A 21,559-nucleotide genomic window follows, 5' to 3' on the forward strand; every position below is an offset into this window, starting at 1 on the left:
ATGTTGAAACAGGAAATTACAACTTGACTATTGAAGACGTAAAAGGTCAGAAAGTGGTGAATGAAGTGATCACTGTGAACAACAGCAATTCTACTAAGAAGGTGAATACTTCTCAGTTTGAGAAAGGCGTTTACTTTGTAAGATTAGTAAACGGTTCTACAATCGTAACTAAAAAGTTAGTAGTGAACTAAGAAAGTACATTCAACTATAACAGTCAAAAGCCCTCAAGATTTTAATCTTGGGGGCTTTTTGATTTAATCAGTTTATCCTTTTTGATTTATTGAATACTTCTCAATTCCTATATCCAACCAACTGGTTCAACTCAACTTAAACTATCTTTAATTCATTGTTAGTAAAACATTCCAAATTGAATTAGACAATTCCTCTACCAGTAATTCAATATTTATTAACTAAAAAAACAAGTCTATCATCAATTTATTCAAATGAACTTTTTATCAAAAAAAGTTCCCAATGTTAAAAAAAACTAAATTCTAAGTGTAAAATTGATTAAATTGCAGATTCCTTATCTCTAATTTAAACTAATTAACTATGAAAAAAATGAAAACCATTTTTGGAATATTAGTGTTTACACTATTATTCTCAAACCAGCAACTTAATGCTCAGGTTATCTGGCAAGATGATTTTGAAAGTTATGTTACAGATTCAATTATTGAACCTCAAAGTCCATTTTGGAATGGATGGGGTAATGCTGTTACAAGCGCCCTTGTATCAGGAGACTCTGCATACGATGGAGTCAACTCTTTAAAAATTTGGAATGGCCTACCTCCAGGTGCAGCCGTTGCCCTTTCTGATGTATTACTGGATTTAGGGGATTCTACTTCTGGAAGGTATGCTTTTAGTTTTAAAGTTCTAATTCCTTCTACCCTAGGAACTGCAGGTGCTGGTGGCTATTACAATATTCAACATACCATCGATGCCACTAATACAGGAACGGAATATGCTTTTGAAGTTTATTTAGGACCAGATGGAGAGTCATATATCTCTGTGTTTGCTCAACAATTTCCAATTCCAGAGCGATTAGATGAGTGGGTAACTATTACTCATGTTTTCGATTTAGATCGTGATCGACATGATTTCTTTTATGACGGAATCTGGATTACTTCTCAAAAATTCTCAGTGCAATCTAACACTACGGTTTTAGGAACTAATAGATTAGCCGGAATGGATTTGTATGCTGCATGTAGTAACAGCTGTCCTGAGTTGGCCTATTTTGATGACTTTGAGTTAAAGAATTTTCCAGATCAACAAAATGATGGAGGAATTTTAGCAATCAATTCATCTAATTATTGCTTGGGAGATTCTATTCCAATTCAAATAGATTTAAAGAACTGGGGATTTAATCCAATTACTACAGCAACAATTAACTGGTCTGTAAACGGTGCATTGCAATCTCCAATTTCATATGTTGGAGCATTACAGCCTGATAGTATTGAGGCTATTAATCTAGGAAAGTTCAAATTTTTAGGCACTTCCCCTTACAATGTAAAGTTTTGGATTGCAAACGTAAACGGAGTAGCTGATACAGTCGCATTTAATGACACCAATAAAGTAGAAATCGGTGGTCCTGGTGTAAGTGGGAACTTTACAATAAATTCAATGGCATCACCTTCAGCCACAAACTTTGTTGACTTTAATTCCTTTTTTACATTTATTAATCAGTCCAATATTTGTGGAGATGTTATTGTTGATGTAGCTCCAGGATCTGGTCCATATTTGGAGCAAGTTAATGTTTCAGGGATTCAAGGTAATGCAAATGCTCAACTTTACATTAATGGGAATGGTGAAGTGTTGGATTTTCCTGCAACAATTTCAGGCGAAAGAGCAACATTCTCAATTGTCAACTCTTCTTATATCATAATGGATAGTTTAACAATTACAGCTAGTGGAAGCACTTACGGTGTAGCTTTATATCTGGATGATATTGATTTTGTAACAATAAAAAATAGCACCTTTCTGGTAGACAGTTCATCCACTTCTACTAATTACGCAGCTGTTAGAATAAGTGGTTTACAAACTAGCGCATCTTCTGGGTCTAACTTTAGCAACTTTACCTTCGAAGGAAATACAGTTGTAGGTGGATATTATGGATTTTCATTCTATGGAATTTCAGCATCTCCATCTACTAATATCATAATTAAGAATAACAAGATTAGAGGATTCTACTATTATGGGAACTACTTGTACTATTCTGATAATATGATATATGAAGGCAATGACATAAGTCGACCAAATCGAACAGTCGTTACCACAGCTTATGGACTCTATATGTTTGGACACACCAATCAAAGTATAAATAAAAATAGAATTCACAATTTATTTGATGGTGCTTTGACCTCAACTTCTACTTGCTACGCTATATATAATAGTAGTGATGCACCTGCATCAAATCCAAACATTGTGATGAATAACTTAATCTATGGTTTCAATCACAACGGTAGTGTTTATGCAATGTATGACGGAGGTAGTGACAATACCTATTACTACAATAACACCGTTTCATTGGATAATACCTCTGGAACAGGTGGTAGTTCATATGCATTGTACCACCCAACTGCTTCTAATGGGACAGAGTTTCAAAACAACATAGTCTCTATCTCTCGAGGTGGTAATGGAACTGTTTATGGCCTTTACTTCACTCAAGCAGTAGCTGTCACCAACCACAATAATGTTTTTATAAATACTACAGGAAGTGGAAGTAAATACTATGGTTATAACGGTTCTGCAAAATCAACCTTAGCTGACTGGAAAGCGTCGGGAGTTGGTGCAAATGACTTGGATACAGATCCTCAATTTGTAAATTTAGTTGGGAATGATTTTCAACCGACGAATATTGCACTAAATGCTTCTGGATTCTCTGCACCACAAGTAACTGAAGACTTTAATGGTGTTCCAAGAATTACAACGGCTAATGATATTGGTTCATTCAATATCCAGTCACCACCATTAGATGTAGCAGCAACTAAAATAGAGGTTCCTACACCGTTTTGTGCAAGCACTCAACCTGTATCTATTGTAATTTCTAACAATGGCGCAGTAAAAGTAGATAGTGTAATGATTAATTGGTCGATTGATGGTGTATTACAAACCCCAATTGCCTACAAAACAATTATTGATACTGCAGGGGCTGTTACTGGGAATAAAGACACCGTATTATTAACAAATTATGCATTTGCAACTGGAGTTGGAGCCGATTTTGTGGCATGGTTAAGTGCTCCAAATGGAACTACTCCTGACTCGTATACTCCAAATGATACTGCTTCTAGATATGTTGGAGCAGCCCTAGTTGGGAATTACACAGTTAACCCAAGTTTACCTGCAAGTGCAACTAATTTTATAGATTTAACATCAATGTCAACAGATCTTAGCACTTTTGGTGTTTGTGGTCCTGTAAACATTACAGTTTCTGCGGGAAGCTATGCTGACAACATTTCATTAGACAATGTAGAAGGTTCAGGTGTTGGAAGTCCAATTTTAATTGATGGTATTGACTCATCATTAACAATTGTCACCTATACAGGAAATGGAAATGGCATTGGCGCTATATCTATCAATAATACAGACAATGTAACCATCAAGAACTTTAGCTTAAAAGCTACTGCAACAACAAATGCAGCAGGAGCGATTATTGCAAATTCTTCAAACATAGTGGTTTCAAACTGTTATTTAGAAGTTGATACTACAAGAACTTCCTCTACTTTGAACGGATTATTACTTTCTTCAAGTATAGGCGGTAATTCATCAGGTGGGTCTGGAAGAAATATTCGATTTGAAAGTAATACAATAAAAGGCGGTTATTATGGACTATATGCCTATGGATCGACAGGAGAAGCTATTCAAAACATTCAAATTGTAAACAATATCTTCAGTCAGACCTACTATTATGGGTTATATACTTATTACTGCGATACGTTAGATTTGATTGGCAATGATATCAACTTAATGGAGCGTGCTAATGTCAATGCAGATGGAGCGTATATCTATTATACCTCTAATGCAAAGATTAATGAAAACAAAATATTTGCTCCAGACTACGGCTTGTATTATTACATATTCACTTATTACTGGCCAAAGACGATTAAAACAGAGTTTATTAACAACATGATTTACTCAGACACAGACTATGGATTGTATGTGTATTATGCAGATAGTGTTAATATGTATCACAATACTGTGGTTTCAAATAGCGGCGCTTCTCCAGCAGTTCGTTTGTATGGAACAGGTTCCAATAGTCAAGATTTTGATGTTCGGAATAATATTTTTTACTCAAATGGCTCAGAAGCATTAAGCACTAATGTTTCAGACCTAACGATGTTTACCAACTTAAACTATAACAATTACTATACATCAGGTTCTAGTTTGTTATCTATGAATAGCATTTCATATACCGATTTAGCAACTTACGTAATTGCTCAACCGACTTTAAATACAAATAGTATTGAAGGGGACCCAATTTTTATGAATGTTAATTCTGACCTTCACTTATTAGGTACTTTGGTAAATGGTCAAGGTGACAATTCTGTAGGTGTGGCAATAGACATTGATGGAGATAGTCGTCCACTCTCAGGTTCTACAATTGTAGATATGGGAGCTGATGAATTCAACCCTCCTTCTTGCCCTCCCCCAACTTCTGTAGTTTTCCAAAATGTTGCTTTCACTTCTGCTGATATCGTAATAACAGGAGGTGCAACATCTACTTGGAGTTATGAGATTGGTAGTGTTGGATTTACACCTGGAACTGGAAACTTTGGAACTGCTGCCACTTCTACTTCGACAATTGGTGGTTTAACTTCTGGAACAGCTTATGACCTATATATTCGTGAGATTTGTAGTCCTACAGATTCTTCACCTCAAGTAGGCCCATATAGTTTTGGAACTGCTTATGGTATTCCATACACTGAGGATTTTGAATCATTTGCACCAGCTCAAACAGGACCTTCATATTCAAATGGATGGACAAGTTCAGGCAACTCTGGTTGGGGATGGGAATCTGAAACTGGTTCTGGATCAAATGCAAATTCTACTAGTACAGGTCCATTGTGGGATAGAACCAATTTTGGAACGTCCAGTGGAATCTATATGTACATGGAAACTTCTGGCGGTACTGCTGGAGATACAGCCTATTTATCTTCACCTCCTATTTTCGTTGATCCTGCAAAAACAACGTTATTCTTGGAGTACTCATTATTCAACTATGGTACATTAGTAGACAGAATGGATGTATTAATCGATACCAATGGAGTTTCTAATGTAGTGGCAAGCTTTGTTGGTCAGCAACAGACATCTCAAAGTGACAGTTGGATTGACACCTCTGTGGTTCTTCAAGGTTACCAAGGAAAATCGATTCAAATTATTTTCAGAGGGGTAAATGTAGCTTGTTGTACAGGTGATATTGCCATTGATCAAATAAGTTTAATTGATACTGTAGGAGTAGATTTAGCAATTGACTCTATTGTTTCGCCAGTGTCAAATTGCGGATTGTCGGCTACCTCAAATGTGACAGTGAGTATCAGTAACGTGGGTTTAACTGGAATGTCAAACTTCCCTGTTACTTATGTTTTAAACAATGGTACGCCTGTAACAGAAACGGTAACTTCAACCATTTTACCTGGAAATAGCTTGAATTACACATTTACCTCAACTGTAAATATTCAAACAGTGGGTAGCTATTCTCTTAAATCATATATCGCAGTACCAGGTGATGGTGATGTGTTGAATGATACGGTTAGCTCAATCATTAACAGTGGATTTGCTCAACCGATAAATCAAACATTCCCGAATTATTTCAATGACTTTGAAGGCACTAGCAATAATTGGATAACCTACGGAACCAATAACTCATGGGAAATTGGAACTCCTAGCACCTTTTATATTAGTGGAGCTGCAGGTGGAACTAAAGCTTATGTAACCTCAGCTGCAGGAAACCACAATGCCAATGAACTATCATACATAGAAACTCCGTGTTTTGATTTATCATATTTCCAATCAGCAGATCCTTTTGATATTGGTTTTGACGTGTTATTCAAGACCGAACAAGATTCAGACCAAGTGTGGATGGAAATGACAACCAACAATGGAGGAATTTGGACGAAAGTTTTACCTAACCTTGGATCTGTTAATTTTTACAACAATCTGACTGATAATACTTGGGATAATTTCTCTAATGCTGGTGCTGGAAACTATATTCCTGTATTGAATTCGATAACCGGAATTGGAGGACTTTCACAAGTGAAATTTAGATTTGCATTCAAATCAAATGGCACAAACCAAAATGATGGATTTGCAATTGACAATTTTAGAATCAATACGCTTATTGGAGTAAATGAAAATACATTTAATCAGAATAGTTTCGGCTTACACCCTAACCCTGCTAAAAACAATGTGACTGTTTCATTTAACAATGTAGCTTCAGGAAATTATGAAATGACCATTGAAGATGTAAAAGGTCAGAAAGTAGTAAATGATTTGATTTCTGTGAGTAATGGAAACACTAATAAAGTGATCGATATATCGCAATTTGAAAGCGGAGTTTACTTCGTTAAAGTGGTGAATGGATCTTCTATCATCACTAAAAAATTAGTGGTGAACTAAACATTGATTCAACACTAAACATTTAAAGCCCTCAAGATATTCTCTTGGGGGCTTTTTTTGTAATCAATTGATTTGTTTTTAATTGAAATAATCACGTTCTTTAAGCTATCTAAATTTCAAATCGTTACCCATGAAAATACAACAAACCGATCCCTTTAAATTTTGGATCACATCCATAGTTCTTCTGCTCTTTCCTTTTCATAGTTCCGCTTCTGTTGATTTGTCTGTGGATTCTATTCTTTCGCCGGTTTCAGACTGTGGAATTTCAACCTTGTCATTTGTTGAAGTAAAAATTCACAACCATGATTCGGTGGCCATTTCTAACTTTCCGATTTCCTATCGTATCAATGGAGGAGCGCCAGTAACAGAGACAATCATATCATCTATTTTAGGCGGAAATAGCTTCAACTATACCTTCACCTCTACTGCAAATTTGCAAACCAATGGAGTGTATGAAATCCAAGTGTATGTCGCTTTGAATGGAGATTCCATCCAAATGAATGATACATTAAATAAAACGGTAGTGAATGGTATAATACCGTGGAATCAATCCATACAGATAATAGGTAACTTTGAAGGACCCACAGCTTATTGGCATACTTATGGCAAAAATAATTCTTGGGAAAAAGGAACCCCAAATACACCATTTATTAGTAACGCAGCATCGGGGATTTATGCATCTATTACCAATGCAAATGGAAATTATAATCCTAATGAAATTTCCTATTTAGAATCTCCTTGTTTCGATTATTCCTTTTTGTCTATTGGAGATATAATAGAAGTGGGATTTAAAATACTTTTTAACCTTGAATCAGATTCAGATTATGTTTGGATGGAGAAATCCATAAATGGCGGGCAAACTTGGACAAAAGCTCTTCCAACTCTGCGTTCAATTAACTTCTATACTGATACTTCAAAAATGGTTTGGACTGGAAGTTCGAATGCAGGAGCTGGAAACTATATTCCTGTACTTAATGATATCTTAAATACTGGCAGCTATTCAAAAGTAAAATTTAGGTTTGTTTTCCATTCCAATGGCACCATCCAAAAAGATGGATTTGCGATTGATGATTTCATTCTCTGGCCTTATCAAATGATTATAGGATTAGATGAAACCAATTCTATCTCTAATAACTTAATTCTTTACCCTAACCCTGCTAAAAACAATGTGAGTGTTTCATTTAACAATGTAGCTTCAGGAAGTTATGAAATGACTATAGAAGATCTAAAAGGTCAACAAGTAATGAATGATTTGATCAATGTGAGCGATGGAAACTCCTCAAAAGTGATCGATGTATCGCAATTTGAAAGCGGAGTTTACTTCGTTAAAGTAGTGAATGGATCTTCCATCATCACTAAAAAATTAGTGGTGAACTAAACATTGATTCAAAACTAAACATATGAAGCCCTCAAGATTTTCATCTTGGGGGCTTTTTAATTCGATGAACTCAAATACAAACCTGATTGTTTAATTATATTTGAACTTCAAAGGATAAAAAACAATTATGGCGAAGAAAATAGATTTAGAGAAAAGTAAGAATGACGACAGTATGCGTTTGTTAATCTCTCAGATGAATAAAAAATTGGAAGAAATCTATAAAGGTGGTGGAGAAAAGCGAATAGCCAAACAGCATGCAGAAGGCAAACTCACTGCAAGAGAACGAATCGATTTTTTATTGGACAAAAAAACTAAAAGCATTGAGATTGGTGCCTTTGTCGCCAATGACATGTATGAAGAATACGGCGGCTGTCCTTCGGCAGGTGTGGTTATAAAAATGGGTTACGTTTCTGGCAAGCAATGTTTAGTGGTAGCCAATGATGCAACGGTAAAAGCTGGCGCATGGTTTCCAATTGCTGCAAAGAAAAATTTAAGAGCACAAGAAATTGCCATGGAAAACCGAATTCCGATAATTTATTTGGTAGACAGTGCAGGTGTTTTCTTGCCTTTACAAGACGAAGTATTTCCTGATAAAGAACACTTTGGTCGAATATTTAGAAACAATGCGAAGATGTCGGCAATGGGAATTACCCAAATAGCGGCCGTAATGGGTAGCTGTGTGGCTGGTGGAGCATATCTTCCAATCATGAGCGACGAGTCTTTGATCGTCAACAAAACAGGAACTATCTTTTTAGCAGGAAGCTATTTGGTGAAAGCTGCAATTGGTGAAAACATCGACAATGAAACGTTGGGTGGAGCCACTACTCAAAGTGAAATTTCAGGAGTGATCGACCATAAATGTGAAGATGATTCGGCTTGTTTGACTTCTATCCGAAACATTATGGATAAGATTGGGGACTTTGATAAAGCCGGATTTAACCGTAAAAAAGCAATTTTGCCAAAAGCTCCTTTAAAAGATATTTACAGTCAAATTCCAGAAGATCGATCGAAACAATACAATGTGAAAGATGTCATTTCAAATTTAATAGATGATGGCAGTTTTGAAGAATTTAAGGAATTATACGGTCAAACATTGGTGTGTGGCTACGCTCGAATTGATGGTTGGGCAGTTGGAATTGTTGCAAATCAGCGGACATTAGTAAAAACCAAGAAAGGAGAAATGCAGTTTGGTGGAGTGATTTATTCTGACTCGGCAGACAAGGCAGCTCGATTCATTATGAATTGCAACCAAAAGAAAATACCATTGGTGTTTCTACAAGATGTGACTGGATTTATGGTGGGTTCTAAATCTGAACATGCAGGAATCATAAAAGACGGTGCTAAAATGGTAAACACCATGGCCAATTCAGTGGTTCCTAAATTTACCATTTTAATGGGAAATTCATATGGAGCAGGAAACTATGCCATGTGTGGAAAAGCATACGATCCTCGATTAATTGTGGCTTGGCCAACAGCAAGATTAGCGGTAATGGGCGGTGCTCAAGCAGCAAAAGTATTGTTGCAAATCAAAGTGGCGTCTCTAAAATCAAAGGGAGAAGTGATTACTGAAGAAGCTCAACAAAAAATGTTGGCCGAAATTGAGTCCAGTTATGACACTCAGACGTCTCCTTACTACGCAGCATCGCGTTTATGGGTTGATGCTATCATTGACCCTAAAGATACCAGAGATTGGATCTCTATGGGTATAGAAGCAGCAAACCACGCTCCTATCGAAAAGCCATTTAATGTAGGCGTCATGCAGACGTAGAATTTGAAATGAATATTCAATAGAAAACGAATAAATCCTCATCAGAGTTAAAAATACTTTGATGGGGATTTTTTATTTCAGTTATAATTGTGGTTTCAATGAATTAATTATTATTTTTAGAGAGCGTAATTACAAATAGTTAGATTTTTACAATCCCTTTCCATACTGATACCTGAAAACATGAAGTATTTAATCTCATTAATATTCGTTCTTAGTTCTTGGATTGGTATAAAGGCCCAATCCTCTGCCTACTACATCTCCAATACCTATCCAGATACCATCACTCTAGGAGATACTTTAATTTTTGAAACTTTTTCAGGTTTAAAAGATAATGGTCCGCCCCCAACTTTTTGTAGTCCACTTTACAGTCTAACCGATTCATTAAAAGGTCAAGATATTATTTTTGATTTAACATTTGACTTTTCTGGTGCATCCTCCATGTATTGTGGAGGCAGAAAAGATACTCTTCAATTTATTTTATCACAACCAGGAGATTACAACCTGCAATGTCACTGGAGTTGGATAAATAATAATAGTAACCCTCCAACTGAATATAGAAGATATGGCTCTGACACCATTCAAATTCATGTTAGAAACACAACATCTATTGCTGAATTGGAAAAGAAACCATTCAGTGTATTCCCCAATCCTGTTGATGATGAAATCATTCTTTCTCATTATAGCGGTCAAGATAATAGAGTTGAAATTATTGATCTTAATGGGCGTATTTTAAGAACCACTTCTACAATCAATGGGAGAGTTTCGGTTGCTGATCTAGAGCCGGGGATTTATTTTTTGAGAATAAGGGAGAGTACTAATACAAAGACGACGAAATTTGTAAAGAAATAAAAACGGCTCTTTCAGAATTTTGAAAGAGCCGTTAACTTATATAAAGAAATCGGTTATTATCTAATATCCAATGTCAATTTAAATCTGAGCACTCTGCCATTACCAGCATCGGCTACGTAGAGAATCTTATTGTTGTAGGCAACAGAAGTAGGTTCATTAAATTGAGTCAATTCTCTACCTGTTCCTCCAAAAGAAGTCTTTACAAACTTGGTTTCTCCAGAAGCAGGTGGTGGCGTTACGCCTTCAAAGCCACTTCCAGAAAACTGGTAGATAGAATCTTTTTCGCGGTCTGCAACAAAGATGTAGTTCGTTCCATCTCCTGTAATTGTTACTCCATAAGGTTGTTCAAATTTATAAGGCGTAAACAAGAAACCATCAGCTTCTGAATCGTCTCCGGGGACTGATACAGCAGAATTATACTGACTTCCAAAATCAGACTCTGTATATTCAATTCGTTGCACCTTTAGCACCGTTTCATCACTTAAAGAAGTCACAATAAAATTTTGACTTGAAGAAGCGTTAATCTGTGGTGGTTTTACCAATGAAGAAATAGCGTAAGGTTTCTTAAAATAATCACGCACATTCGCACCACTAACAGTTACTGCTATAGGAGTAACATATTTATCATTGGCATCAAATAACAAAACAGCATCATCTGGAGTTCGCGCTGAATTGGGATTATTGACTGTTCCTTGACGTGTAACATAATATTTATTATCTGCTAAAGTCGCAATCCCATTGAAAACTACCAATGAATCCGAATTTTGCAGCGTTACTCGATCGTAAAAAGGATGAATGATTTGCTTCGTTATTTTTGCATTTTTAATTCCATATCCAAAAGGAGTTGAGAGATCTAGTCGATAAATACAAGTTAACTTTTTTGTTTTTCCACTGATAATAGTGTCCTTGCTTCCGATTGCCAAAATATCTAATCTTCTATCCTGAGCAATTGAAATCACTCCTGGTACAAACTTTCGACCCAATTCTCTACCCGACTCATCAAATGCTATAATTTCTTGTGTGCCTTGATCTACAACATAAATCAATTCGTCAAATCCTGCCAATACAAAAGTAGGTCGAGCAAAATTTACCAAAGCAGGCTGCACAGGAACATACGCCACTTCTCTATAGTTTTGGGTTGGTACTTCGATAAAGTCCAAGTCTGTTTTATCTCCAAAATATTTTTCACATGAAGTGAAAAGCAAAATGGACGTCAACATTAATAATTGAATAATTCTATTTTTTATCATTACCGTTCCTCCATTTTATTAAATGCCATAGACAATCCAATCATGTGTTGAAATCCAAAATATTCTGTTGGATTGGCAGCGTAATCAATGTGAATTGGAAACCCAGCTACATTAGCCCGAACACCTAAACCAAAGGTTGGATAACCTTGTCCATCAATGTTCAATTTAATTCCGGTTCTTACAAATAGCAGTTTCATGTACTCAAACTCCAATCCTACTCTGTAATTCTCCGCATTGTCATTCGGGTGATTCAACTGTATTGCAGTTGTTAATGAGTATCGATCCTTTTTCAATGGAACGATAGATGCGCCCAATTTAAACACAGTAGGCACCGTATAATCTTGCAACTCCAATGAATTTAAATCTCTATTAAAGCTTACTTGCACTTCATCACCACTTAGGGCTGAATTCCCTCCAAAATTTTGCACCATTACGGCAAATTTCAAATCTTTATAATCGGTGTAATACAAGAAAGAAACATCTACTGCAACAGTGGAATTTCGATACTCTGCAATTTGCTCATAGATGTATTTAAAGCTCACTCCTGCCGAAAACATATCCGACAACTTTTTGGAATAGGTCAACCCCAAAGCCATATTGGTCACATAGAATTTCTCTCCGGTTCCTTCAGGCTGAAATTCTGTTCGAACATCCATTTTACCTGAATTTAAAATATTCATGCTTACGCCAAATGCCGATTCATTTTTTCTTGGAAAAATAGCAGAAACATAAGACTGTTGAACACCAGCTCCTAAACTCAAATTAGAAGTTGCCAAAGTAAATCCTTTTGCATCTGTGGCTGAAGCTGGATTAGAATACAACGAAAAAGCATCGCCAGAAAGCGCAACACTTGTTCCGGATAAACCTGCAGATCTTGGACTCATGTCATTTTTCAAAAACGACAATGACGACAATCCCGCTCGTTGACCTCCAAAGTTAGGCAGCAGTTGAGCTGAAGCATTATTGAATGCGACAATACCTAAAACTAGAAGGAGTATATATAAAGTTCTTTTCATGCTTAAAATCTAAATGCGATTCCGTATAAAATGTGTCTTGGTGCTAAATATCTAGCAGGGTTATCTGAAGGCACTCCGCTTTCTTCAGGACCAATGTATCTTGGATCTCTCCAGTCGTTCGGTACATCATCTCCCACTTCATAGCCTTTACCAGTGATCGGGTTCACAATTTGTGCGTTCTTATTATTGAATATATTTCTTATTTCAATTGAAAGGGTAATACCGGAGTTCTTATCCTTTAATGAAATGTCTTTGCTCAATTTTAAATCTCCACTAAACCAAGCTTTGGCACTTTTAGACAAATATTTATCTTCTTCCAATCGATACAAAGGTCTTCCCAAATCATTATACCCATCAAAGGCATAAGGCGTGTATCTAAATCCAGATTGATAATTAGCAGAGAAGAAAGCTCTAAAGCCATTGGTAGAAACACCTAAGATTCTAAGAGAAGTATCTCCCTTTAGGATAATTCCCCCTGTGATGTCCCAAGGTCGGTCAAAAGCTAAATACTGCTCAGAAGTTAAAGGAACCGAACCATTTTGCTCAATCTGCAACCCAGATTCTCTAGCAGAGTTTGATTTTCCTCTAGCTACTTGGTAAGTCACATTCAAGAAGGTTCTCACAAACTTTCCAAAACGATTAGAAATACCTACTTCAACTCCAATCACTTTTGCATAATCTTGATTGATGTACATTCTTTTGGTTACTGGTCGTCCAGTTTGATCGTTTACGATCACACTTCGCTGCACGATGTAATCAAATCGGTTGTTGTTAAACGCGGCTACATTTACCCCAAAATCCTTTGTAATCTGAGCTTTATACCCAATCTCGTAAGAAATATTTACTTCAGGATCGATGTCCGGGTTTCCTAAGTTTGATAAGAAGGATTGATCTTGGTAATCAGGATCCAACCCTGCATATAAAAAGCGTGGATGAGGCAGTTTCATAGAATGCCCGTAGTTGAAATACAGCACATTGTTTTCTGTCACAGGAAAGGAAACATTAATCTTTGGCAGTAATCGAGTCTTAACTCTATATCCTGCAACATCAATTGTTTTGTCTTTATAATCTTCTCTTACTTGATCAATCACTGGAGAGTTTGGATCGTTCACTGCATTATCAGCAAATTTTCCTGGTGCCCAATAATTCAATCGTAAACCCACTGTGGCTATGATTCCTTTGTAATGTATTTCATCAGCAACAAAAAAACCACCATTAAAAGGCTTTACCGCCCAAATATCATTCGACGATCCAACACTAGTCGATGGCGTTGTTAATGAATCATTGATTACAATGGGTGCTCCAATCCATGGCTTGGTTACATCTACCCATTGGTAAGCAGTAGACTTATGCTCGAAACCAAACGATAATTTATTATCTCCGCTTTTAGAATATCTCGAAAGTGAAGTATTCAAAGTCAATTCTCTAGCATAGTGATCGTGCCACACTGGAGAAATTCCATTGTTGTTGTACAAACCAGGCCCAGGCAACACATACTGAACATCTTCTCCAGGGTTGAATATCGTAACCGGATCAGTAACAATTGAATTTTCATCGTAAATCTGATCAACAGTAGGATATCTAAATGGTCGACCATTGGCATCAGCTCTTAAGTTGGTAAACAATCGACCCACTGAAACATTAACCCACCATTGTTCATTAATGAGGTGTTTTAAGTTTAAAGCAGTCAAATTAGACTGGTGTGTATAGGTAGTCGCATTGTCTAAATTCAAACTTCTTTCCCACTGAAAACCTGGTTGAAGTATTGCGTCGAATCCAACAATTTGCAGCGTCCTTGTGTTTTGATTGACACGTAAACTGTGCTGATTAGTAATGGTAATTTTGGTTCCTTTTTTAAACTTGTAGGCTAACTTTACCGTATTTGTGTAAGCATTGTCTTGTCGTGGCGACCACAAAGAATCATTGTTTGAGAACAAAGATGAATGCAACTGATTGGCAGTTGGTCCAAAATAATTGTCGGACAAATTCATAGTAGCGTTCACAAAAAAGGAAAGTCTTTTGTTTGTGAAAGGCATTGGGCCACCAATTGAAAATTCTGCTATATCAGTATTCCAAGCTGTTCCTTGGTTTTCATTAAACCCAAAGTTGTCTCGCATCCAGCTTCCAGAAACTTCCACTTTTTCTCCACCTTCTCGAATGGTAGTAGAAATAATTCCAGATGAACCATCGCCATATTCAGCTCCCACTCCACCTGTAATGATGTTCAGGCTTTCAATAGAACTTGAAGAAACATCTAAACCAAAACCAGTTCCGGCCAATGGATCTTGTGCAGAAATCCCATCAACGATGTATCGGGTTTCATATACTCTTGCTCCTCTGATCTGCAATCCATCTGGTGTTTTGGAAACTCCCGATTGCATGGCGGCCAATTCTTGAACGTCTCTCACGTTCATTTCTTTAATCTCTTCTCGAGAAATGGTAACCTCAGTACTCGCAGATTCTAAATTGACAATGCTTTTATTTCCGACAATTGTAACCCCTTCTAGGGTTTGAGATGCTGGTAGCATTTTAACATTTAGAGTCGCTGTTTCTCCCGCTTTTACGGTTACTCCATTGTATTGCTTTTCTCCGAAACCAATAAATGTAAACTTTAAGGAATAATCACCAGGCTTCATTTTTAGAAATTCGAAATTCCCATCCAAATCAGCTGATGCTCCACGGTATGTTCCAACAATCAGAACAGTCGCTCCAATTAAAGGTTCACCTGTCTGTTCGTCTAGTATCACCCCTTTTATCGTTCCTGTATTAGCGGCATCTCCTTTATCCTCTTGAGCAAAAAGAGGATTAAAACTCGCTAAAAGAAGCGCTATTATTAATTTAAATTTCTTCATCTATTAATTGAATTCTACATTCAATACTTGATTAAACAATGCGTCTAAATCTGATTGATTTTTTTTGAACTTCCACAACTGAACTGAAAAGAACACTTGATACGCTTTTCCATTTTTTCTCCGCACTGAAGCCACAGTTTTTGGACCTTTCCAATTGTTATTTGGTTTCTTAATCTGAGCGGTATAAAAAACAGCTGCATCAGAAGTAGGATAAAAAGTATTTACCCCATCCACGAAATTGGTTGGCTGTAAAATTGGGAAGTTATTATCTGTAGGGACAATCGCACTGTCATTAAAAATTCGCACCCCAAAATCAGAAGATTCTGCCAATGTATCAATCGGCATTACTCCATAAATGGGTTGCATATTTGAAGTCGTTTTAAAATCAGTGGTGATAAAAAATTTCCCTCCTATGTTCGCATATTCTTGAAAAGAAGGAGCTGCAAATTCCAGCAACATTCCTGATTGATTGTTGTATGGATTTATAACTGCTGATTCATCCGAAAAGAAAACTACCTTTTGGTATTGCAACAACATCAACGTAAAAGTAGGGTTCCATAAACGGGGCAAATTTTGTGAATTATTTGCCAAGAAATCGATGTAATCGTAAGAAACACCAATGTTGTTCATGGTATTTTTATAAATATCCGAAGGAATGGATGACAATCCTGAAATCAACAGGACATCATTGTTCTTTCCTCTCAAGTAGAAGGTTTTAGAAGTATCAACTTTACTTTCTGCATTGGAGACGTCTACTACTTTTAAGTAGAACGTATTGGTATCATTCACTCGAATTCCATCTAAAATAGTAGAACTCGGATTTTTGTCATTTTCATAGTAAATCAATGCATTCCCTCTGCCACTCACTGTTGGATTCTGTGGAATGATTGAAAATGTTTTTCTATCTCTATTAATTTCAAACCACTGACCATCATTAATTTTCAAGAAAGCAGCTTTGATAGATTCATTGCCGTCAACGTCAGTCGCAGTCCATGCGCCTGTTGCGACAATATTTACACTATCCGGAAATTCCAATTGATCATTGAACATTCCTTCAGGTGGTGTATTTTTTAAAGGGATTCTTAAATAAGCCGGAGTAGGATCAACAAGATCTTCGTTGTCTACTGCTCTTACATAAATATTAATATCTACTGTATCAGATTCTGCAGAAATTGAAAATCGAAAAGTAGAATCTTGGTTGGTGATGTAACTCCAATTGGTGTTGTCAAAAGACAATTCATAGCCTTTTACATACCCATCTGGATCTTTACCATACCAGCTTAATCGAACAACACTGTTCAATCTGTTTTCACCGGATAGGTTGATTTCTTTAACGGAAAATTGTGTTTCAGGAGCTTGATTAAACTCTTTCTCTCCCTTGTCGCAAGCGACTAAAAATAAGAAACAAAAAATGATTGCTAAATGCTTCATAGATAAAAATAAAGGGGAGTGGATAAAGTTCCACTCCCCAATAAAAGAAATTATTTTGAAATAACCAATTTAGTAGTTCCTACTACTTCATTGCCATTCATTATTCTAACAACATAAACACCGTTGTTAAAATTAGATACGTTTACGTTTGTTGTTGTATTTCTCAATGATTCAGACTTCAATAATTGTCCTTTTAAATCATAGAAAAACGCTTCATAGTTTACGCCTTCTGCATTTTTCACTTCAATAGTCACATTGTTTGAAGCAGGATTTGGATAATACTTCATTTCGATTGTATTATTCACTACTTCATCAACACCAACAATTACCAATGGTAAAGAGAAATTGATGATATCTGCATTGTTTCTTGGAGTCAATTTAAAGCTGCCAAAAGAATACCATAAGATTCCAACCATTGCGTCCATGTCTTGAGTTGTATCAGTGATGATAGCTGGCACATTCATTACACCTTGATTTTGAATATAGAATGAATCTGTAATCAACGATACATTTAAAGAAGATTGAGCAGATGTACCACTTACTCTTCCATTTAATACTCGAACAAAATCAGTAGAACCGGTTAAACCAATACCAAATTCACCATTATTTAAGTCTGCTTCAATCACATCGATTTTTCCATTGTTCGGGTCATCTAAGCTGATTAACATACCTTCATACATTTCTCCTTTTGAAGTAAAGTTAGCATCAGGAGTTACTGAAATTGGAGCAATATTGAAAGTGGTATTTAATTTAGTCACATTTGTAACAGTTACAGTTGTCACACCAAATACTTCAGAAACGTCTCCTGTAATCGTTGCAACATCTCCAATTGCCAATCCTGCTAAGGCTGCGTTACCTGTTACATAAACACCTGCATATTCAGTAGCAGTAGTATCTTGCATATAAACATATCCTAAATTGAATTGATTCAAAGTAGAAGTTACTGCTCCTGTGAAAGTAACAGATTGTCCATTATATGGAGAATCAGTATTTGAATTTGGACCAGGGTTTTGAACATCAACTATAGAGAATCCTGCTGCGCTAACAGTATAAAAACCTACACTATTGGCACTTGGAAATGTTGATACATTAGCACTATCATCAGTTGCTTCGATGAAATACCTTACCATAGTATCCAATGGAAATGCTGGAATAGTTGCAGTGTATGAATTTCCTGTTGCAGTCATTGCTACAGAAGTAAATGTTGAACGAGTCGCAGATTGATCTGCAGAATAAAACAAGCTTGCAGAAACTACAACACCATCATTATCGACTATATTTGCAGTAATGGTTACATTTTGTGTAGCATTCGGTACTAAAGGTGTTCTAACTACATTAGTAAGTGCAGGAGGAGTAGCTCCTTTTACATAATGCGTTGAGTCAAAAGGATTCAATTCATAACCTCTTCCTGTACCACCTGTACAACCATTTTCAGAATGTCTAATCATTCCTTTAATTGAACTAAATAAAGTTCCAACAACTGGAGGAACGAATGTACCTGTACCTGGGCCACCATTCGCCACTGAATTTGGAGAGTTTGGGTTAACCACCGTATGAGATGGTAAACGTTGAGCTAAAAACTCATCTGATACGTTGATCTGATTCCCATTGGCATCAGCGATATCAAAACTTACTCTGTTTCCACTAAAGAAACTAACCGCTGTAACAGTTACATTTTGAAATTCTACGAAAGAACCTTCCCACTGCTCACCTGTAGCCAATTTGTTTACTCTACTCTGGTCATTTAAATCTCCAATAGAGATCAATGCTGGGGTTGGAGTAACTGAAGATGGAGAAATTAATGTTACAGAACTACTATTTAAAGGAGCCATTTGTAATCCACCTTGATACTGTGAAAGCACTCCAACAATTTCTAAGATATCTCCTGCTTGTGCATTCTCAATTGCAGTAACTGGAGTTAACGGACTTCCCGCTGCACCCATAATCTCAATACCTCTGAAAGATCCAGCAGCACCATTGGCAGAAGCTGTGTCCATCAAATAAATAAATGGTCTTGAACCACCTGTAACTGAACCAGAAGCCACTTCAGATAAGTTACCTGGAGTAACTACGTAACCTCTTGTTCTTACTGTATCCCCTAAATATTGGCTTGAATCATTACAAGCAGCCAAATCTGTTGGGCTAACATAACTGATGTCGTATATAGAAGCGGATGTTTGAGCCATTGCCCAAGTTCCTGCTGCCATTGCGACTAAAGAAAGTAAAATTTTTTTCATCATTTTAATTTTTGAATTTCTATTACTATTTAATTATTGTGAATTTTCCTCTATATGTTTCGTTGTTGTCTAAATTCTCTACTGAGAACAAATAAATTCCTCTGCTAATAATCTGAGTGGATTTTGAAAGTAAGTCCCAAGCGTGCTCACCACCTGAGAACTTATTGTTCTTTTTGTTTTCTGCTCCAAACGTATCAAACCATTTGATATCGCTACCATCGTATTCAGGGTTGTGATAAATCTCATCGATTAAATCTCCTGCAGGCGCGAATACTCGAATCACACATCTTTCAGGAAGATTGCTAAAAATCAACTTTCTACTTTGTTCTTGAAAATTACTTCTTCCTTCCCAAGATGCTCCTAAATAATAAGGATTTGGATAAGCATAAGGTTCGTTTTCATCAAATGATTCTGAAGGCTTTTTCCCAGGAAATACTCTAAAGTTATTCCCTAAAATACTTGATTCTAATGATTCCAAATTACTTTCTTCGTCACCAGTATCAAAGGCTGAAACGGCCACTGCATATTGCCATCCGTCCAATAAATTGTCAATGACATATTTGTAATGATAGACGTTGGTGTCACCAGTAAATAATGCCGGAGTTGTTAAACGAATGTCATCCAACCCAATGTCCTTAAACTTTCCATTGTTGGGCAAGTCATATTCATCCAACGCCACTAAATCTTCTGATAGATTTTGAACACCAGTGACATCAAACCCTAGTTTTGATAGGTAAATTCTATACCCTTCAAAATCTTTTTTATTGGTAATTGGATCAATGGATTCTTCTGAGTTTTCCGTCCAATACAATTCTATTTTTTTATCTTGAGCAACTACTTTCGTTCTTGGAATTGCAGGTGGTTCAGGTAAAATAAATCGAGTTATCTTTCCATCGTTATTGTTGTCTTCACCTGGATCCAAGACCCCATTAAAGTTGATGTCTTCTCCATAATAAGCCAATTGTGCTCGATCGGCATTGGCAAATAAGTTCTTTTTTTGTTCGAATGAATTGTCTGCGGTTGGTTTTCCATCGTCAAACTTTTTCGCCATAATAATGGCGTAGGAAACTCGAATGGTATCTCCCTTTTTAAAATCCCTAAACGGCCCTATGGAAACCAAGTCAGAGCGATTCCCGGCATCATTTATTATGTCTTGATACTTTCGACCAGTACATCCTTGTGCAGATCCATCTTCCCAACAAGGACTATCATTCAACCCTTTCGCCATTTTATCGTAGCGAGCTTTATCATTTGCTGGTTGAAAGAATATTGGATCAGATGAACTGTTAAACGTCCATGCACTGTAATGTGAGTTAAACGTTAGATCCAATGTCGGATGGTGAAAGCCAAACTTATCTTCAGCTCCTAAAAATTTCTGACCGATATAACTGTCTGTAAAACCTACATCACCAGTTTTATCATAAGTATAAGCCAAGTCTAAAGAATCTTCGAATCCATTTCCACCTTTATCATAAAAAGAAACTCCACCTGAACCTGCAGGGGTAATGTTAATATTTCGGACTACTGAATTGGCGTAAAAAGCAAAAAAGGCACTATCAATTGCATTATTTACTGAACCTGGACGACCCAAATTAATAATCTCAAAATCTAAAAACACCAAAAAATCACTGAACGTAAAGTTCCAGTTATAGGTTTTCTGTATAATCTTAATATTTAAGGGTTCTGTATGACTTGCGATAGGAACATTAGTTCCAGGTACAAACAAATTGGTATCAGTAAAAGTAGCTACAAAATCTTCATGAGAAACAGCTTGCGGATTAAAATTTGGACTGTCGTACAATGAAGAACGAACATTCAGACGACTCCCAATGGCTCCCGTAAATTCGTACCCTCCTCTACCAGTAGCATACCCTTGTGGCTGATCAAAAGCTGAAGTAGAAACCAATTCCTTTTGATTCAATAATCCACCAAACCAAACTCCACCTTCAAAAAGGTGCTCTATTCCTGAACCAGCAGGATACTCGCAAGATTCATTTCCGCTTCCATCTCGATACCCTCTAAAAGCATTTCCGAATGTACCAACATTGGTCACTGTCAAACGGGTGTTAGAAACTGATGTTACTCGTTCCTGAAAAGAAGCCGTTTGGCCAATAACCAAAATACTACTAAAGAGAAATAATATAGATAATCCTTTTTTCATAAGCGTTG

At 36.5% G+C, this 21,559-nt stretch carries 11 protein-coding genes; 5 read left to right on the forward strand and 6 right to left on the reverse strand.

Translation table 11 applies throughout. The features are described 5' to 3' along the window. The 5 genes from ACTB0X_RS15980 to ACTB0X_RS16000 form a co-directional block, all read left to right on the forward strand. Positions 1–191 (forward strand): T9SS type A sorting domain-containing protein (locus tag ACTB0X_RS15980; protein WP_463026037.1); only part of this gene is annotated, 191 nt, incomplete at its 5' end. A 358-nt stretch (positions 192–549) separates the two neighbouring features. Next, entirely contained in the window at positions 550–6,609 is a 6,060-nt protein-coding gene (locus ACTB0X_RS15985; protein ID WP_463026038.1) for a T9SS type A sorting domain-containing protein, read from the forward strand. A gap of 130 nt (positions 6,610–6,739) precedes the next feature. Next, on the forward strand, positions 6,740–7,987 hold the full coding sequence (locus ACTB0X_RS15990; RefSeq protein WP_463026039.1) for a T9SS type A sorting domain-containing protein: 1,248 nt from the start codon (positions 6,740–6,742) through the stop codon (positions 7,985–7,987). A gap of 139 nt (positions 7,988–8,126) precedes the next feature. Beyond that, positions 8,127–9,755, forward strand: a complete 1,629-nt coding sequence (locus ACTB0X_RS15995) for an acyl-CoA carboxylase subunit beta (protein WP_463026147.1) — start codon at positions 8,127–8,129, stop codon at positions 9,753–9,755. A 180-nt stretch (positions 9,756–9,935) separates the two neighbouring features. Continuing rightward, positions 9,936–10,604, forward strand: a complete 669-nt coding sequence (locus tag ACTB0X_RS16000) for a T9SS type A sorting domain-containing protein (RefSeq protein WP_463026040.1) — start codon at positions 9,936–9,938, stop codon at positions 10,602–10,604. 56 nt (positions 10,605–10,660) lie between these two features. Here ACTB0X_RS16000 and ACTB0X_RS16005 read toward each other — a convergent pair whose 3' ends face one another. From ACTB0X_RS16005 to ACTB0X_RS16030, 6 genes are read right to left on the reverse strand one after another with little or no spacing between them, the layout of a single operon-like run. Continuing rightward, positions 10,661–11,854: an NHL repeat-containing protein gene (locus tag ACTB0X_RS16005; protein WP_463026041.1), complete on the reverse strand. Its 1,194-nt coding sequence runs from the start codon at positions 11,852–11,854 to the stop codon at positions 10,661–10,663. Beyond that, a complete protein-coding gene (locus tag ACTB0X_RS16010; RefSeq protein ID WP_463026042.1) occupies positions 11,854–12,870 on the reverse strand; it encodes a PorV/PorQ family protein in 1,017 nt (338 codons plus the stop codon). Before ACTB0X_RS16010 ends, ACTB0X_RS16005 begins: the two co-directional genes overlap by 1 nt. A gap of 2 nt (positions 12,871–12,872) precedes the next feature. Then, positions 12,873–15,722 (reverse strand): TonB-dependent receptor, encoded by a 2,850-nt coding sequence (locus ACTB0X_RS16015; protein ID WP_463026043.1) that lies wholly within the window; start codon positions 15,720–15,722, stop codon positions 12,873–12,875. 3 nt (positions 15,723–15,725) lie between these two features. Next, positions 15,726–17,153: a hypothetical protein gene (locus ACTB0X_RS16020; protein WP_463026044.1), complete on the reverse strand. Its 1,428-nt coding sequence runs from the start codon at positions 17,151–17,153 to the stop codon at positions 15,726–15,728. A 50-nt stretch (positions 17,154–17,203) separates the two neighbouring features. Beyond that, complete coding sequence (locus ACTB0X_RS16025) at positions 17,204–19,390, reverse strand: T9SS type A sorting domain-containing protein (protein ID WP_463026045.1); 2,187 nt, start codon at positions 19,388–19,390, stop codon at positions 17,204–17,206. A 25-nt stretch (positions 19,391–19,415) separates the two neighbouring features. Further along, complete coding sequence (locus ACTB0X_RS16030) at positions 19,416–21,551, reverse strand: hypothetical protein (RefSeq protein ID WP_463026046.1); 2,136 nt, start codon at positions 21,549–21,551, stop codon at positions 19,416–19,418. Positions 21,552–21,559 lie beyond the last annotated feature (8 nt).

It is taken from the genome of Acidiluteibacter sp. (assembly GCF_055129545.1).

Bases quoted from the DNA above. Each gene is read 5' to 3' on its own strand.
- ACTB0X_RS16000 (WP_463026040.1), top strand. From the start codon at position 9,936: ATGAAGTATTTAATCTCATTAATATTCGTTCTTAGTTCTTGGATTGGT.
- ACTB0X_RS16030 (WP_463026046.1), bottom strand. From the start codon at position 21,551: ATGAAAAAAGGATTATCTATATTATTTCTCTTTAGTAGTATTTTGGTT.
- ACTB0X_RS16025 (WP_463026045.1), bottom strand. From the start codon at position 19,390: ATGAAAAAAATTTTACTTTCTTTAGTCGCAATGGCAGCAGGAACTTGG.
- ACTB0X_RS16005 (WP_463026041.1), bottom strand. From the start codon at position 11,854: ATGATAAAAAATAGAATTATTCAATTATTAATGTTGACGTCCATTTTG.
- ACTB0X_RS16010 (WP_463026042.1), bottom strand. From the start codon at position 12,870: ATGAAAAGAACTTTATATATACTCCTTCTAGTTTTAGGTATTGTCGCA.
- ACTB0X_RS16015 (WP_463026043.1), bottom strand. From the start codon at position 15,722: ATGAAGAAATTTAAATTAATAATAGCGCTTCTTTTAGCGAGTTTTAAT.
- ACTB0X_RS16020 (WP_463026044.1), bottom strand. From the start codon at position 17,153: ATGAAGCATTTAGCAATCATTTTTTGTTTCTTATTTTTAGTCGCTTGC.
- ACTB0X_RS15990 (WP_463026039.1), top strand. From the start codon at position 6,740: ATGAAAATACAACAAACCGATCCCTTTAAATTTTGGATCACATCCATA.
- ACTB0X_RS15985 (WP_463026038.1), top strand. From the start codon at position 550: ATGAAAAAAATGAAAACCATTTTTGGAATATTAGTGTTTACACTATTA.